This is a genomic window from Pseudomonas sp. IT-196MI5, from assembly GCF_949767415.1.
GTDB lineage: Bacteria > Pseudomonadota > Gammaproteobacteria > Pseudomonadales > Pseudomonadaceae > Aquipseudomonas.
In genome coordinates this window covers 230025-245278 of sequence record NZ_CATKPZ010000066.1, presented here as the reverse complement: position 1 = coordinate 245278, position 15254 = coordinate 230025, and the positions used below count along the sequence as shown (strand labels likewise).

The window sequence follows — 15254 nt, the reverse complement described above, 5'->3', positions numbered from 1 at the left end:
TGATCCGGCCCCACAACAGGGAAGTCCTATGTCGGCGGTACGCATCGGCCCATACACATTACACAACAGCTTGATTCTCGCCCCCATGGCGGGCGTCACCGACCAGCCCTTTCGGCAGCTGTGCAAACGCTTGGGCGCGGGACTGGTCGTCTCGGAAATGGTCACCAGCGACATGAGCTTGTGGAATACCCGCAAGTCGCGCATGCGCATGATCCACAAAGGTGATCCCGAGCCACGCTCGGTACAGATCGCTGGTGGAGACGCGCAGATGCTGGCGGACGCCGCCCGTGCCAACGTTGAAATGGGCGCGCAGATTATTGATATCAACATGGGCTGTCCGGCAAAAAAAGTCTGCAACAAGGCTGCCGGTTCCGCCCTGTTGAAGGATGAATCCCTGGTAACCGAGATCCTGCAGGCCGTCGTGGCTGCGGTCGATGTGCCGGTTACCCTGAAGATCCGGACCGGTTGGGACCGGGACAACAAAAATGGCCTGACGGTGGCAAAGATCGCCGAGCAGGCAGGCATTACGGCGCTGGCGGTGCATGGCCGCACCCGTGCCGACCTGTACACAGGTGAAGCCGAGTACGACACCATTGCCGCGATCAAGCAGGCGGTGTCGATTCCGGTCTTCGCCAACGGCGATATCGATTCGCCGGAAAAAGCCCGGTACGTGCTCGACGCGACTGGTGCCGATGGTTTGTTGATTGGCCGGGCTGCCCAGGGGCGGCCATGGATTTTTCGCGAGATCGACCATTTCCTGCGTACCGGCGAGAAGCTCCCGGCGCTGGGACTGATCGAGGTGGAACGCATTCTGCTAGAGCATCTGGCCGCCCTGCACGCCTTCTATGGCGATGTCATGGGTGTGCGCATTGCTCGAAAGCATGTGGGCTGGTATCTCGCAACCCTGCCGGGCGCCAGGGAGTTTCGCGCCCACTTCAATCGTTTGGATGGTACGGATACACAATGCGCCAACGTTCGGGCGTTTTTCGCCGAGCGTTACAAGAGCCTGACAGGGGACGGAGAGTGGGTGGCCGCATGACGATGATGACCGAGACTTTAGTGAGTGGAACAACACCCGTGAGCGACAACGTAAATTTGAAACAGCACCTCAATACGCCGAGCGAAGAAGGCCAGACCCTTCGCGGGAGTGTCGAGAAGGCGCTGCACAATTATTTCGCCCACCTTGAGGGCGCTGCCGTCACGGATGTGTACAACCTGGTGCTCTCCGAAGTCGAGGCTCCCCTGCTCGAGTGCGTGATGAACTACGTCAAGGGCAATCAGACCAAGGCCAGCGAGATGCTCGGACTGAACCGGGGCACGCTGCGCAAGAAACTCAAGCAGTACGATTTGTTGTAAGCATTCAATCAAACCAGAAAGGCGCCCGCGTAAAACCGGTCGCCTTTTTTGCTGACTTCCTTTGCTTTTGATGGAAATTGAGATGACCGACCAGACTACCCGCCTGCCGATCCGCCGCGCCTTGATCAGCGTTTCCGACAAGACCGGGATCCTCGAATTCGCCAAGGAGCTTGAAGCCCTGGGCGTCGAGATCCTCTCCACCGGCGGAACGTTCAAGCTGCTGCAGGACAACGGCGTTGCCGCAGTGGAAGTCGCTGATTACACCGGCTTTGCCGAAATGATGGACGGTCGGGTGAAGACCCTGCACCCGAAAATCCACGGCGGGATCCTCGGTCGTCGCGGTATCGACGACGCCATCATGAACGAGCACGGCATCAAGCCGATCGATCTGGTTGCGGTCAACCTGTACCCGTTCGAAGCCACCATCAGCAAGCCAGGCTGCGACCTGCCGACCGCCATCGAAAACATCGACATCGGCGGCCCGACCATGGTTCGCTCGGCAGCCAAGAACCACAAAGACGTGGCCATCGTGGTCAACGCCAGCGATTACGCCCGCGTCCTGGAAAACCTCAAGGCCGGCGGCCTGACCTACGCTCAGCGTTTCGACCTGATGCTCAAGGCCTTCGAGCACACCGCCGCCTATGACGGCATGATCGCCAACTACATGGGCACCGTGAACCAGACTGCTGACACCCTCAGCACAGAAGGTCGCAGCGAGTTCCCGCGCACCTTCAACAGCCAGTTCATCAAGGCCCAGGAAATGCGCTACGGCGAGAATCCGCACCAGAGCGCGGCGTTCTACGTGGAAGCCAAGCCTGCCGAAGTCGGCATCGCCACCGCGACCCAACTGCAAGGCAAGGAACTGTCGTACAACAACGTGGCCGACACCGACGCCGCGCTGGAATGCGTAAAGAGCTTCGTCAAGCCGGCCTGCGTGATCGTCAAGCACGCCAACCCATGTGGTGTGGCGGTCAGCCCTGATGCCGAAGGCGGCATCCGCAAGGCCTACGACCTGGCCTATGCCACTGACACCGAATCCGCGTTTGGCGGCATCATTGCCTTCAACCGTGAACTGGATGCCGAGACCGCCAAGGCGATCGTCGAGCGTCAGTTCGTCGAAGTGATCATCGCGCCATCGGTCAGCGAAGAAGCCCGCGCCATCGTCGCCGCCAAAGCCAACGTACGCCTGTTGGCCTGCGGCGAGTGGTCGGCTGACCGTGCGGCGGCCTGGGACTACAAACGCGTCAACGGAGGTCTGCTGGTACAGAGCCGCGACATCGGCATGATTGGCGCCGACGACCTGAAAGTGGTGACCAAGCGCGCACCGAGCGAGCAGGAAATCCACGACCTGATCTTCGCCTGGAAAGTCGCCAAGTACGTGAAGTCCAACGCCATCGTCTACGCCAAGAACCGTCAGACCATCGGTGTCGGCGCCGGCCAGATGAGCCGCGTGAACTCCGCGCGTATCGCCGCGATCAAGGCCGAACATGCTGGCTTGCAGGTTCAAGGTGCGGTCATGGCATCCGACGCATTCTTCCCGTTTCGCGACGGCATCGACAACGCGGCCAAAGCCGGTATCACTGCGGTGATCCAGCCGGGCGGTTCGATGCGTGACAACGAAGTGATTGCTGCTGCCGACGAAGCCGGTATCGCGATGGTGTTCACCGGCATGCGCCACTTCCGTCACTAAGTACACGATCAACCGTAGGAGCCGGCTTGCCGGCGAAGGGGCCCCGTCAGACACACCGCGGTGCTCCTTTCGCTGGCAAGCCAGCTCCTACAAGAGCATCCAGCCGGATGCTTCCCCGAATTAGCGTCATCCGAGGTTTTTGAAATGAATGTTTTGATCATTGGCAGCGGTGGCCGTGAACACGCCCTGGCCTGGAAAGTGGCTCAGGATCCGCGCGTGCAGAAAGTGTTCGTGGCTCCGGGCAACGCCGGTACCGCCATCGAAGCCAAGTGCGAGAACGTCGCCATTGACGTACTGGCGCTTGAGCAACTGGCAGACTTTGCCGAGAAAAACGTTTCCCTGACCATCGTTGGCCCTGAAGTGCCGCTGGTTGCCGGTGTTGTGGATCTGTTCCGCAGCCGCGGCCTCGACTGCTTCGGTCCGACCGCCGGCGCTGCGCAGCTGGAAGGTTCGAAAGCCTTCACCAAGGACTTCCTGGCTCGCCACAAGATCCCGACTGCCGACTACCAGAATTTCACCGAAATCGAGCCAGCCCTGGCCTACCTGCGTGAAAAAGGCGCTCCGATCGTGATCAAGGCCGACGGCCTGGCCGCCGGCAAAGGCGTAATCGTCGCCATGACCCTGGCTGAAGCCGAAGACGCCGTGCGCGATATGCTGGCGGGCAATGCCTTTGGCGATGCGGGTTCGCGCGTGGTCATCGAAGAGTTCCTGGACGGCGAAGAAGCCAGCTTCATCGTCATGGTCGACGGCAAGAATGTGTTGCCGATGGCCACCAGCCAGGACCACAAACGCGTCGGTGACGGCGACACCGGTCCAAACACCGGCGGCATGGGTGCTTACTCCCCGGCACCCGTGGTCACCGCCGACGTGCACAAGCGTGTCATGGACCTGGTGATCTGGCCGACCGTGCGCGGCATGGCCGAGGAAGGCAATGTCTACACGGGCTTCCTGTACGCCGGCCTGATGATCGACAAGGCTGGTAACCCAAAAGTCATCGAATTCAACTGCCGTTTCGGCGACCCTGAGACCCAACCGGTGATGCTGCGTCTGCAGTCGAGCCTGGTGCTGCTGGTCGAAGCCGCCCTGGCGCAGGCGCTGGATAAAGTAGAAGCGCAATGGGATCCACGTCCGAGCGTCGGCATCGTCCTGGCCGCTGGCGGCTATCCTGGTGATTACGCCAAAGGTGCAGCCATCAAGGGGCTGGATGCAGCCGCCGCACTGGAAGGCAAGATTTTCCACGCCGGTACTGCACTCAAGGATAGTCAGGTGGTGACGGCCGGTGGTCGCGTGCTGTGCGCCACGGCCATGGGTGCCAGCGTCGACGCGGCGCAACAGCAGGCCTACAAATTGGCGGCTACGATTGACTGGGAAGGCTGCTTCTATCGCAAGGACATTGGCTACCGCGCCATTGCCCGCGAGCGTGGCGAGAATCAGGAATAAGGTAAACACTGCGCCAGGCAATGAACACGGTTCATTGCCTGGCTATTCCGGCACCGCGCATCGTTATATTCTGGCATCAAACAAACGAAGGGATTTCGCCGTGCGCTGGCTCAGGATTGCCATAAGCTTTACCGTCACTTTGCTGACCTTGCTCTGCATGTTACCGGCCCAGGCCGCGCAAGGCAGTGGCTGGGCGGTATTGCTCGACGAACAGGGCGACCTGCAACTGAGCGACATCCGCTCCGCACGCTATACCAATCAATTCAGCCCTATCGAACTCGACCGCATTACCGCGGCCGAACCCGATGGCGCGTTATGGTTGCGATTCAGGCTTGCGCCGGGCAACCACGAACAGTTGCTGCGAGTGTTCGCGCCTGACCTGCGCCAGTTCAACATGTACGTGCTGGACGGCGACAAGCTGGTCGATCAATCCAGCACAGGCAACGAACAGCCGCAATCCGAGCGACCATTGCCCAGCAGCGACTTCATGCTGGCCCTGCCGCAAAACGACACCCCCCTCGACGTTTACCTGCGACTGGCCTCCGATCACCAGTTACGCCCCTATATCACCCTGCAATCGGCGATCCTCGCGGCTGCCAACCAGAACCAGACGCTGATCTATGGCCTGCTGTTCGGTTGCATCGCCATGTTGATCCTGCACAATCTCATCCGCTACACCTACACCCGCTCACACAGCGCCCTCTGGTTGGCGACGTGCGAAGGGTTGTTGATGCTCAGCCTGCTGCTGTTGCTGAACCTCGCCGGTCCCTGGCTGCCGGACTGGCATGCACTGCAAACGCCGGGGGCTTACCTGGCATTGTTAATGACTGCGCCCTGCGGCCTGATGCTTACCTATCGCTTCTTCTCCCCACTCGGGCCGCACCCGCTGAACCGCTTGCTGCTCGGCGAGATCCTGCTCATCACCGCCTGCGGCCTGATGCTGCTGTTCGTCAATACCTTGCCGTTGAACTTCATTACCTACGGTCTGGTAGCCTTGGCAGGCCTGAGCATGCTGTTCATCAGCGCCCATCACTGGCAAAAAGGTTATCGCCCGGCTCGCCTCTTCGTGGCGGCCATGGTGGTGTTCAACCTCGGGACACTGATCATCCTGCCCGCCCTGTTGGGGCTGACCCTGATCGAACCCCATGGCCTGCTCACCATCTTGCTGGTGTTCATCTGCATCAGCGGCCTGCTGATGAGCATTGCATTGAGCGAGCGCCAGCGCCGCATCACCGAAGACCGTTTCAGCATCAGCCGTGACCTGGCGGCCAGCAACGCCGAGATCAACGCCAAGGCCGAGTTCCTGGCGAAGATCAGCCATGAGATCCGCACCCCGATGAATGGCGTCCTCGGCATGACCGAGCTGCTGCTGGGCACACCGCTTTCAGTCAAGCAACGCGACTATGTGCAGACGATCCACAGCGCCGGCAACGAGCTGCTGACACTGATCAACGAAATTCTCGACATCTCAAAACTCGAGTCCGGGCAGATCGAGCTGGACGATGTGCAGTTCGACCTCAACGCGCTGATCGAAGACTGCCTGAGCATCTTCCGCGCCAAGGCCGAGCAGCAAAACGTCGAGTTGATCAGCTTCATCCAGCCACAAGTGCCTCGGGTGATCAGCGGTGACCCGACACGCTTGCGCCAGACCCTGTTGAGCCTTCTGGAAAACGCCCTGAAAAAAACCGATGAAGGCGAGATCCTGATTGTCGTGGCGCTTGACGAGCGCAACAACAAACCACGCCTGCGTATTGCCGTGCAGGACAGCGGCGAGCCCATGGACGCCGAAGAACGCGACGCCCTGATGCACGCCGAACTGCACAGCCGGCATTTCCTTTCGGCCACCCACCTGGGCGGCAACCTGGGGCTGGTGATTGCCCGCCAACTGATCCGCTTGATGCAAGGGGAGTTCGGGATCAAGAGTGGCAGCAACCAGGGCAGCACCCTGTGGCTGACCCTGCCGCTGGACCCGGATCGCCTCGAACACCCGACCTCCGATCTCGACGGCCCGCTGCAAGGTGCGCGGGTATTGGTGGTGGACGACAATGACACCTGTCGCAAGGTGCTGGTGCAGCAATGCAGCGCCTGGGGCCTGAACGTCAGCGCCGCGCCTTCCGGCAAGGAAGCGCTGGCACTGCTGCGCACCAAGGCTCATTTGCGTGATTACTTCGATGTGGTCCTGCTGGACCAGAACATGCCCGGCATGACCGGCATGCAACTGGCGGCCAAGATCAAGGAAGACCCGAGCCTGAACCATGACATCCTGCTGATCATGCTCACCGGCATCAGCAACGCACCGAGCAAGATCATCGCGCGCAACTCCGGGATCAAGCGCATCCTCGCCAAACCGGTAGCCGGCTACACCCTCAAGACAACCCTGGCCGACGAACTGACCCAACGCAACAAAGGTCTCGTCGCTACCCAGCCCGTGCCAAGCGGCCAGGTCCTGCCGGTCAAGGTCCCCTGCGACTTCCGCATCCTGGTGGCCGAAGACAACAGCATCTCCACCAAGGTGATCCGCGGCATGCTGAGCAAGCTCAACCTGCAACCGGATACTGCCTGCAACGGCGAAGAAGCCTTGCGAGCGATGAAAGCCCAGCGTTACGACCTGGTGCTGATGGACTGCGAAATGCCGATCCTCGACGGCTTCTCGGCCACCCAGCAATTGCGTGCCTGGGAAGTCAGCAACCAGCGGGTCCGAACCCCCGTGGTGGCATTGACCGCCCATATCCTGGCCGAACACAAAGAACGTGCGCGGCAGGCCGGCATGGACGGGCACATGGCCAAACCGGTCGAACTGTCACAGTTGCGCGAGCTGATCGAACACTGGGTCGCCCAGCGTGACCAGCACAATCGCGCAACGACCCAACCGTCCTGAGCCGACAGACTGCGCAACCCCTGATAGACTCCCCCGACTTCCCTCGCCAGTGAGCCCGGCATCATGCTCCATGTGTTGTTCAGCGTTTACCTGAAGATGCTGGTGCTCTACAGCCCATTCTTCGTGTTGTCCTGCTTCATCAGCCTGACCCGTGGTTATTCGCGCAAGGAACAGCGTCGACTGGCCTGGAAAGTAGCGGTCGCCACCCTGGTCTCCAGCGTGCTGCTGTACTTGTTCGGCCGAGTGATTTTCAGTGTTTTCGGCATTACCGTAGACGCATTCCGCATCGGCGCAGGCAGTGTCCTGTTCATCTCGGCACTCGGGATGGCACAAGGCAAATCGGCGGTACAAACCGACAACGTGCAGCAGGATGTGACCATCGTCCCGCTGACCATTCCGCTGACGGTCGGCCCCGGCACCATCGGTGCCTTGCTGGTAATGGGCGTGAGCCAGCCGCACTGGGATGACAAACTCACGGCCATTGTCAGCATTGCCCTGGCCAGTTTCACCGTGGGGGTGGTGCTTTATCTGTCCAGCCGCATCGAGCGCATTCTTGGCGACCAGGGGCTGCAGATTGTCAGCCGCTTGATGGGGTTGTTCGTGTGTGCACTGGCGGCACAGATTATTTTTACCGGGGTCAAAGGCTATCTGGTGCCGTGATGAGACAGCAAGAACACATCAATAAAGTCTTTCGATCTCCTTTTCACGCCGTCCACCGAGAGCGTCGAGCACCCACTTCCTTTTGTACTCTGCATAGTCTTCGTCCAGTTGGGCGACAAAGCATTTCGTTTCAACATCTCCGACAATCTCGCTCAACATGAAACTCTGGTTGAGAAAAACCGGTTCAATGGGTGTACGGGTAGCAAGGTTGATAGTCAGCATTCTCAGGGTTGCAGACTCATCCACCACGCCGGCATGGATCCTGATACGGTTGACATCCGGGGCACTACCGCTCTGCGCCCTTCCCGCCTCTACGGCGTATCGCGTCAACAAATCGTGACCTGGGTTCTGCAATTCAAGACTCACAGTGTGTTGCAGCAAAAGATCCAACGAGCTGCATTCATCAGGCGCCAACAAAGGCGCCAGCCGTTGCCTGACAAGGCTCTCGAACGTTACGCATTCATCCACAGAGGACGAAAAGAACCCGTCCCCTACCCGGCCCGGTACTTCATAGAGAAGAAACTTCAATGCCTCGGCATACCTGCTGTTCCAAGCCTTGAAATCCTTGAATTCCGGGTAACTCTTGCTTGAAGTCAACTGTGCATAAAGAAGTGAAGAAAGGATGTCTTCGCGCACCGGCATCGGCAGCGACGACGAAATGATCAATAAGCTTCCCGCATTCACATAGCCAGTACTACTCATATTGCACACCTCGCAAAAGGTCAGGTGCATCGCACCTGACCAGACTGGAAATCAGATACCAAACTCCATTTCCAGGCGCTTATCGACAGCCTCATAGAACTTGTTGGCTGCATCCTCCTTCCTCTCGGTATAGTCATCGGCATGGATGCTGAAAACACCTTTGGATTGAAACAACCTGCCAGACGAGGAGGTCTTGTCAAAGAAAGCGATCTTGGTATTTCCGGATGTGGTGTAATAACTGATAGCGCTCATCACCAGGCTGACTTCACCATCGCTATCCTGTGCACAGCTTGCGAGACCGAAGTTTGCACCATCGCCTTTCTTGCCGTTATTTTCATAGAGCTTCAATGCTTCCTTATTGGCCTGCAGTCCTTCGATTGCCTTTTCTGCCCCCAGCTTCAGGATAGGTCCGAGGCCGCCGCCAAGACCGCCTATCATTGATTTGGCAATGTCCAGCACCAGATTGGACATTAGCAGGCCGCTCGCCGACTCTTGGTAATTGATCGTCGGGTTGCCGAACATGGTCCAACCCATGGCTTTCATCCCTTTAAGCATATGTTCCCAGCGTTGAACCTGATCTTGCTCGTTGGGAAATTTGATCTGCGCAGACAGGTCGGCGAACAAAAAGGTTCGCTTTATAATTGTTTTGTTGCGGCGGCTCACGCCCTCGGGAAAGGAAATCATCGTGGCGTTGAGAATCGCTGCATTCAACTTATCGGTATCAATAACCCTGTCGACAGCACGGCGAACACGTCTACCGGCTTGTTGTTGTTGTTGAATAACAGGAAAAGTTTCTTTCAGGCTTTCCTCGATAAATTCCAGGCATTGCGCCTCGCTCATTTCTACCGCAGTAACATTAGTCATTTCGAATATCCATATAGTATATTATAAGGGCCAATCCCAGCCCAAAACAAAAGTTAATCAATTCACAATTGAGTGTCAATACCGACCAATCTTAAAAACAATACGCAACACCCCCCTAAAACCATTACTTACAAAATAACGACAACGCACTTTCAAAGCCTTAACTCGATTTCTGCCATATCGCTTTCCTCGAGGATATCCTCCAACTTCTGTTTCGTTTCCGCGTAAGCATTTCTGTCGAGATAAAAGCTTCGGTAATTATGCTGCAACTCGGCTTCACCCTTCTGCCAACTGACAAACAGGAAACTCTCGGCTTTTCGCTTGACGTTCAACCGCGCGTGATTTAGTTCCATCGTCAGCATTCCCTTGCTGTCACGCCCTGCCGGTGCAACTTGAAAGGATTTGCCGTACAGCGTCGCTCCGGCATAGGCCGCCAACCCACGGGCGTCAGATTCCAGCGACTTGAAAGCCGCTATGCTGTTGGTCAGCATGGGTTCGTTACCCAGTTGCTGAACCGTTTCAATCATTTTTCCGGAAACCGTACTGGACAGATCCGTATAAACCTTTTCACCTGGATGTCGATCCGAATACCATCCAAAATGATTAAGCGTTCTCGCGTAGCGATTCAGCCAATCGCCAAGACCAAGCGCCTCATTTTCATATGTATCACACACCAAACTGGCAATCTTGATACTGTTCTTGATTTCTTTCTTTTCTTCCCTGCTCAAGCCTGCCATACAACCCAGCAGCGTTCTGCCAATCAGCATCGCACTTTGCGCACGATCATCATATGCCCCGATGTCATCGCCAACGGCAAACCTCCTGACCCTGCCTGAACGCTGGACACGCAGAGAGCCCATATTCCGAATAAACTCAAGGCGTTGTCCAAGACCAGGGATAACAGAAAAATCAAAGTCCATTTTTTAATGCTCTCCACTAACAAATATTGCACACCCTATCGAAACAAAGAAATTCCCAACATACAAAAAATATACGCCAAGAAACTGTTATCAATAGGCACATCACACAATATCAAAACAGCCCATCATGGACGCTCTCAATATTTAAACTTATATTTCCAGCAAAAAGCCTACAAACCGGAAACTTATTCACGCAGGATAACTTCGCAAAAAAACGCCTCCGAAGAGGCGTCTTGATTCAGGAAGCGGGTTTTTCGCCATACCAACGCGGCGTGTAGACCCATTCGCCCCCCTCAGGACGAGGGAAAGAGCAGGTGGTGGACGAGCCAATCAATACCATGGTGCGCATGTCGACCTGATCCGGGGTCAACTGGCCAAGGGTGGTAACCCGCAGCGTCTGCCCCGGACGCCCGATGTCCCGGCCTAACACCACAGGCGTCTCGGGTACGCGGTGTCGGGCGACGATGTCCAGTGCCTGGCCCAATTGCCACGGACGAGAACGCGAGATCGGGTTGTAGAAAGCCAAGGCCAGATCAGCTTGAGCGGCCAGGTCCAGGCGCTTTTCGATGATTGCCCAGGGCTTGAGGTTATCCGACAGCGACAGCACACAGAAGTCATGTCCCAGCGGCGCGCCGGCCTGGGCGGCAGTCGCCAGCGAAGCAGAGACGCCCGGCAGGATCTCGAGATCAACGTTGTGCCAATGGGCGTCGGTGGACTCGTGCAGCGCCTCCAGCACCGCCGCGGCCATGGCGAAAACCCCCGGATCCCCCGAGGAAACCACCACCACCGAGCGCCCCTGAGCCGCCAGTTCGAAGGCGTGGCGGGCGCGTTGCATCTCTTCGCGGTTGTCGGTGCAATGCAGCACTTGATCGGCGCGGAACGGCCCGGCCATGCGCACATAGGTTTCGTAACCCAGCACGTCGGTTGCGCGAGCCAGTTCAGCCTTTACTGCCGGCACCATCAGTTCAGCAGCGCCCGGCCCGAGGCCGATCACCGCCAGCCGTCCACGCGGGCGGCCGATCTGCAATGGGTCCAGCGGCTGCTCTGCTACCGCAATGGCAACGGTGTCGCTCCCCAGCAGGGAAACGGGCTGGCCTATGGCAGTGCGCAGACGTTCGCCAAGCGCCTTCTCAGCGCCGGCAAAACGCAACGCCACGCCCAATTCAAGCGCCGCCTCGCGCAACCCCGAACTGGCCATTTCGGTGTCGGCGGCCAGCAGGCAGGCCAGCGACTGCACGGCGATTTTCGCCTGATGCAATGCCTCGCGCACCGCCGCCGCGACGTTCACCAAGCCAACATCCACAGCGACCACCACATTGCGTGGGTAGATCAACAATTCATTGGCTGCAGGTGCCCGCTCGGCATGACTGACATGCACCGCCAATCGGGCCTGCGCATTTTCGGGCAACTGCGCCTGCGCCAGCCACGGGGCCTCACCCTCAATGCGCACCACTTCCCCCGCGAGCAAATCGGAGACGAAACGCTTGCCCAGTTCCAGATCGCCAAGGGCATAGCCACTGGGCGGGTTGAGCAGGCACGTGCCGAAACGCAACTCGCCGCTGGTGGTGATCGCCGCAGAAACTTCCAGTGCCGCGGCAATCTCCCGCGCCATCACATTCACCCCGCCGAGACCGCCCAGCAGCGGCACCACGGCGCTACCGTCTTCAGCCACCGCCAATACCGGTGGCTCGGCGCCCTTTTCCAGCAACAAGGGCGCCAGCGTGCGGATCACGATCCCGGCCGCGCACAGGGCAATGATCGGCGTGCCCTGTTGATAGAGTTCGCGCAGGGTTGCACCGAATTCGTGATAGACCCGATCCGCGCCTTCGACCCGTTCGGCCAGGCCATGGATCAGGGCTTCGGGGTACACCTGCTGAATGCTGCGCGCGGTAGCGAGGCTGCCATTGCCGAGAATGACAATCACCGGAACTGGACGAGTCATCAACCTTGCCACCTTTCGCCGGGAACGATGATCAACGAGAAATACGGCGAGGACATCGGCTCGACCTGATCCAGCGGCACGATTTTCTGATTGGCCATGGTCGCGCGTTCGACGTACAGCGCACGTTCGGCCAGGCCGAGTTCTTCCAGCACCTGGCGGACCTTGGGAAAGTTTCGCCCCAGTTTCATGATCACCGCCGCATCGGCATCGGCCAGGCGACGCTTGAGTTCGTCGTGCGGCAGCACACCAGACAGCACAGACAGGCTTTGATTGCGATACACCAGCGGTGCACCGAGCACCGAGGCGCCACCAAGCATCGAACACACACCGGGCACGACTTCAGCCTGATAGCGCTCGGCGAGCCGGTCGTGCAGGTACATGTAGGAGCCGTAGAAGAACGGATCACCCTCGCAGATCACCGCCACATCACGGCCCGCGTCGAGATGCGTGGCCAGTTCTTGTGCAGCGTCATCGTAGAAGTCGCTGATCACTTGCTCGTACGACAGCGGTGCCGGCAAGGCTTCGGTGGTCACCGGGTACACCAGTGGCAACAGATTCTGCGCGTCTTGCAGGTGTGCTTCGATGATGCCAAAGGCGTTGCCCTTCTTGCCCTTGGCCACGAAGTACGCCACCACCGGCGACTCGCGCAGCAAACGCAGGGCCTTGACGGTAATCAGTTCCGGATCACCGGGGCCGACACCGAGGCCGATCAAACGTCCAGGTTGCTGCATCATTCGATCTCCGTGGCGAGGGCATTGACGGCGGCGGCGGCCATGGCGCTACCGCCCAGGCGACCCTGCATAATGACAAAAGGCACGCCACGGCTATCGGCCGCCAGCGCTGCCTTGGATTCGGCGGCGCCGACGAAGCCCACTGGAAAACCGAGGATCAGCGCCGGTTTCGGCGCACCGGCGTCGAGCATTTCCAGCAAGTAAAACAGCGCCGTCGGCGCATTGCCGATGACCACCACACTGCCTTCCAGGTGCGGTCGCCACAGTTCCAGCGCGGCGGCGGAGCGGGTGTTGCCCAGCTCGCGAGCCAGTGCTGGAACACTGTCATCGCGCAGGGTGCAGATCACCTGGTTGTTCGCCGGCAAGCGTGCGCGGGTCACGCCCTCGGAGACCATCCGCGCATCGCACAGGATCGGCGCACCGGCTGCCAGCGCATCGCGCCCCGCCTTGCCCGCGCCTTCGGAAAACTGCAAACCGTCGATGGCCTCGACCATGCCGCAGGCGTGGATCACACGCACCGCGAGTTTCTCCAGATCGGCCGGGATGCGGTCGAGGTTGGCCTCGGCGCGAATGATCGCGAAGGAGTTGCGATAGATCTCCTGACCGTCGCGGATGTAATCAAGCATCAATGGGGCTCCGTGAGCGGGCGTCGAGCAAGGCCGCGACCGCTTCAATAGTAAGGTTGCGTGCGTGTAGCGCGCCGAAACCCGGCTGCGCTGCATCGCGTAAATAGAGATCGTAGTGACCGGGGGCGACGGCCAGCAAGGTGACGGGCGCCGTATGCGCGGCGGCGCAGGAACGCGGGCAACCGCTCAAATGTACGTTCGGCGCTTGTTCAAGACGCTGCAGCAATTCGGCCAATTTCAGGGCATCACCCTTGGTTTCGGCCAACCCCTTGGCGCAACCGTTGGAACCGGTGCAGGCGATCAACCGGGACAATGGCTGATCGGCTTCGCACTGCAAGCCCAGACAATGCAATTGCCGAATGACCTCGGCGGCGTTTTTCGCGTGGACATTGGGCAGCAACAGGCTTTGCCAGGGTGTGAAGCGCAGACTGGAATCACCAAACTCCCGTGCCAGTCGCGCCACACCCCGCAGCATCGTCGGATCGAGCCGACCCAGCGGCGGGACAGCCCCCACATAGACAACACCGGACTCAGCCTGGGGATGTGCGCCGATGTGCACATCACTGGACCCCGAAACCCGCTGCCAGCCGACAACCGCTTGCATCGACACGCGCTCAGCCAACCGAAGCAGAACGTCCTCGACCGAATACCCGGTCAGTAGATGGCGCATCCGCGTCTGCTCGGGGCGCGCCAGTTCAAGGAACAATTCAAGGACCGCGACCACCAGAGCGTACCCGTCAGCCAGCGCAACCGAACCGGCGGGGCTGTCCGTCGGGCATCCCGTCAGACCGAACGCCAGCCGTCGCTCGCCATCTTGCTCAAACGCCGAGAGCCACAGGTCATGGGGATGTTCGAGCATCGCCAGGTCTTCGCCGCCATCGAGCTGCACGGCGAACTTGGCACTGAGGTCGTGGAACGCTTCGTGGCCTTGCAGCGTGGCGAGGATCTGCCCTGCCAGCGGGCGAGTGTCGAACAGCATGCGCAGGTCGATCCCGGCGCCGGGGCTGAGCATCAGGTTGCGCACATCGTCGCCAGCCGCGTTCTGCGGCCCCAGATCGGCCGCCAGCAGGCTGTCGATCAACGCCGTTTGCTCGCTGCCAATGCCGCGGATCTGCAGGTTGGCCCGGTTGGTCGCCTCGATCGCTCCGCTGGCATATCGCTCGGCCGCAGACGCCACGGCCTCGGCCTGGTCGCTGCTGATCGAACCACCGCTCAACTTGATCCGGCAGATGCCGCCATCCAGTGCCGGCACAATACGCAGCAACCCCGGGCAGGCCGAGGGGCGTAAGGCAGAGGACAGCGGACGTTGGTTCAAGGCGGACCCGTTCAGGTGGCGAGGCAATTCACGGCGAAAGTGCGCGGTATTATGCCTGCTTTGCTTCGCTGCATGAAAAGACTCCGGTCGGGAAGACAAGGCAGTCAGCTCAAGGAACCCGCGCTATCAT

Annotated in this window: 13 protein-coding genes; 6 read left to right on the top strand and 7 right to left on the bottom strand. The window is 59.4% G+C overall.

Going from position 1 to position 15254, the window contains the following annotated elements; translation table 11 throughout:
* Nucleotides 1-28 precede the first annotated feature (28 nt).
* The 6 genes from dusB (at nt 29) to ACM6IK_RS25395 (ending at nt 8024) form a co-directional block, all read left to right on the top strand.
* On the top strand, nt 29-1039 hold the full coding sequence (gene dusB, locus ACM6IK_RS25420; RefSeq protein WP_414876504.1) for a tRNA dihydrouridine synthase DusB: 1011 nt from the start codon (nt 29-31) through the stop codon (nt 1037-1039).
* Complete coding sequence (gene fis, locus ACM6IK_RS25415; RefSeq protein ID WP_015093301.1) at nt 1036-1356, top strand: DNA-binding transcriptional regulator Fis; 321 nt, start codon at nt 1036-1038, stop codon at nt 1354-1356. The genes dusB and fis overlap by 4 nt, the downstream gene beginning before the upstream one ends.
* An 82-nt stretch (nt 1357-1438) precedes the next feature.
* The gene (gene purH / locus ACM6IK_RS25410; RefSeq protein ID WP_414876503.1) at nt 1439-3046 is read left to right on the top strand and encodes a bifunctional phosphoribosylaminoimidazolecarboxamide formyltransferase/IMP cyclohydrolase; all 1608 of its coding nucleotides are present in this window, start codon (nt 1439-1441) and stop codon (nt 3044-3046) included.
* A gap of 144 nt (nt 3047-3190) precedes the next feature.
* Nucleotides 3191-4486 (top strand): phosphoribosylamine--glycine ligase, encoded by a 1296-nt coding sequence (purD, locus tag ACM6IK_RS25405; protein ID WP_218430916.1) that lies wholly within the window; start codon nt 3191-3193, stop codon nt 4484-4486.
* 100 nt (nt 4487-4586) lie between these two features.
* Complete coding sequence (locus ACM6IK_RS25400; RefSeq protein WP_414876502.1) at nt 4587-7364, top strand: response regulator; 2778 nt, start codon at nt 4587-4589, stop codon at nt 7362-7364.
* 63 nt (nt 7365-7427) lie between these two features.
* Complete coding sequence (locus ACM6IK_RS25395; RefSeq protein ID WP_111284385.1) at nt 7428-8024, top strand: MarC family protein; 597 nt, start codon at nt 7428-7430, stop codon at nt 8022-8024.
* An 18-nt stretch (nt 8025-8042) separates the two neighbouring features.
* Here ACM6IK_RS25395 and ACM6IK_RS25390 read toward each other — a convergent pair whose 3' ends face one another.
* The 7 genes from ACM6IK_RS25390 to cobG form a co-directional block, all read right to left on the bottom strand.
* Entirely contained in the window at nt 8043-8726 is a 684-nt protein-coding gene (locus ACM6IK_RS25390) for a hypothetical protein (protein WP_414876501.1), read from the bottom strand.
* A gap of 51 nt (nt 8727-8777) precedes the next feature.
* Nucleotides 8778-9590: a hypothetical protein gene (locus tag ACM6IK_RS25385; RefSeq protein ID WP_414876500.1), complete on the bottom strand. Its 813-nt coding sequence runs from the start codon at nt 9588-9590 to the stop codon at nt 8778-8780.
* A gap of 152 nt (nt 9591-9742) precedes the next feature.
* Nucleotides 9743-10510, bottom strand: a complete 768-nt coding sequence (locus ACM6IK_RS25380; RefSeq protein WP_414876499.1) for a hypothetical protein — start codon at nt 10508-10510, stop codon at nt 9743-9745.
* Between the two features lie 238 nt (nt 10511-10748).
* Nucleotides 10749-12452: a precorrin-3B C(17)-methyltransferase gene (gene cobJ, locus ACM6IK_RS25375; protein ID WP_414876498.1), complete on the bottom strand. Its 1704-nt coding sequence runs from the start codon at nt 12450-12452 to the stop codon at nt 10749-10751.
* Nucleotides 12452-13183: a precorrin-2 C(20)-methyltransferase gene (locus tag ACM6IK_RS25370; protein WP_218431053.1), complete on the bottom strand. Its 732-nt coding sequence runs from the start codon at nt 13181-13183 to the stop codon at nt 12452-12454. The genes cobJ and ACM6IK_RS25370 overlap by 1 nt, the downstream gene beginning before the upstream one ends.
* Nucleotides 13183-13809: a precorrin-8X methylmutase gene (locus ACM6IK_RS25365; RefSeq protein ID WP_108218487.1), complete on the bottom strand. Its 627-nt coding sequence runs from the start codon at nt 13807-13809 to the stop codon at nt 13183-13185. Before ACM6IK_RS25365 ends, ACM6IK_RS25370 begins: the two co-directional genes overlap by 1 nt.
* Complete coding sequence (gene cobG, locus ACM6IK_RS25360) at nt 13802-15124, bottom strand: precorrin-3B synthase (protein WP_414876497.1); 1323 nt, start codon at nt 15122-15124, stop codon at nt 13802-13804. The genes ACM6IK_RS25365 and cobG overlap by 8 nt, the downstream gene beginning before the upstream one ends.
* Between the last annotated feature and the right edge of the window lie 130 nt (nt 15125-15254).

Coding starts and splice junctions, on each gene's coding strand:
- purD (WP_218430916.1), top strand. CDS start 3,191: ATGAATGTTTTGATCATTGGCAGCGGTGGCCGTGAACACGCCCTGGCC.
- purH (WP_414876503.1), top strand. CDS start 1,439: ATGACCGACCAGACTACCCGCCTGCCGATCCGCCGCGCCTTGATCAGC.
- dusB (WP_414876504.1), top strand. CDS start 29: ATGTCGGCGGTACGCATCGGCCCATACACATTACACAACAGCTTGATT.
- ACM6IK_RS25370 (WP_218431053.1), bottom strand. CDS start 13,183: ATGCAGCAACCTGGACGTTTGATCGGCCTCGGTGTCGGCCCCGGTGAT.
- ACM6IK_RS25390 (WP_414876501.1), bottom strand. CDS start 8,726: ATGAGTAGTACTGGCTATGTGAATGCGGGAAGCTTATTGATCATTTCG.
- ACM6IK_RS25365 (WP_108218487.1), bottom strand. CDS start 13,809: ATGCTTGATTACATCCGCGACGGTCAGGAGATCTATCGCAACTCCTTC.
- ACM6IK_RS25380 (WP_414876499.1), bottom strand. CDS start 10,510: ATGGACTTTGATTTTTCTGTTATCCCTGGTCTTGGACAACGCCTTGAG.
- ACM6IK_RS25395 (WP_111284385.1), top strand. CDS start 7,428: ATGCTCCATGTGTTGTTCAGCGTTTACCTGAAGATGCTGGTGCTCTAC.
- cobJ (WP_414876498.1), bottom strand. CDS start 12,452: ATGACTCGTCCAGTTCCGGTGATTGTCATTCTCGGCAATGGCAGCCTC.
- fis (WP_015093301.1), top strand. CDS start 1,036: ATGACGATGATGACCGAGACTTTAGTGAGTGGAACAACACCCGTGAGC.
- ACM6IK_RS25385 (WP_414876500.1), bottom strand. CDS start 9,590: ATGACTAATGTTACTGCGGTAGAAATGAGCGAGGCGCAATGCCTGGAA.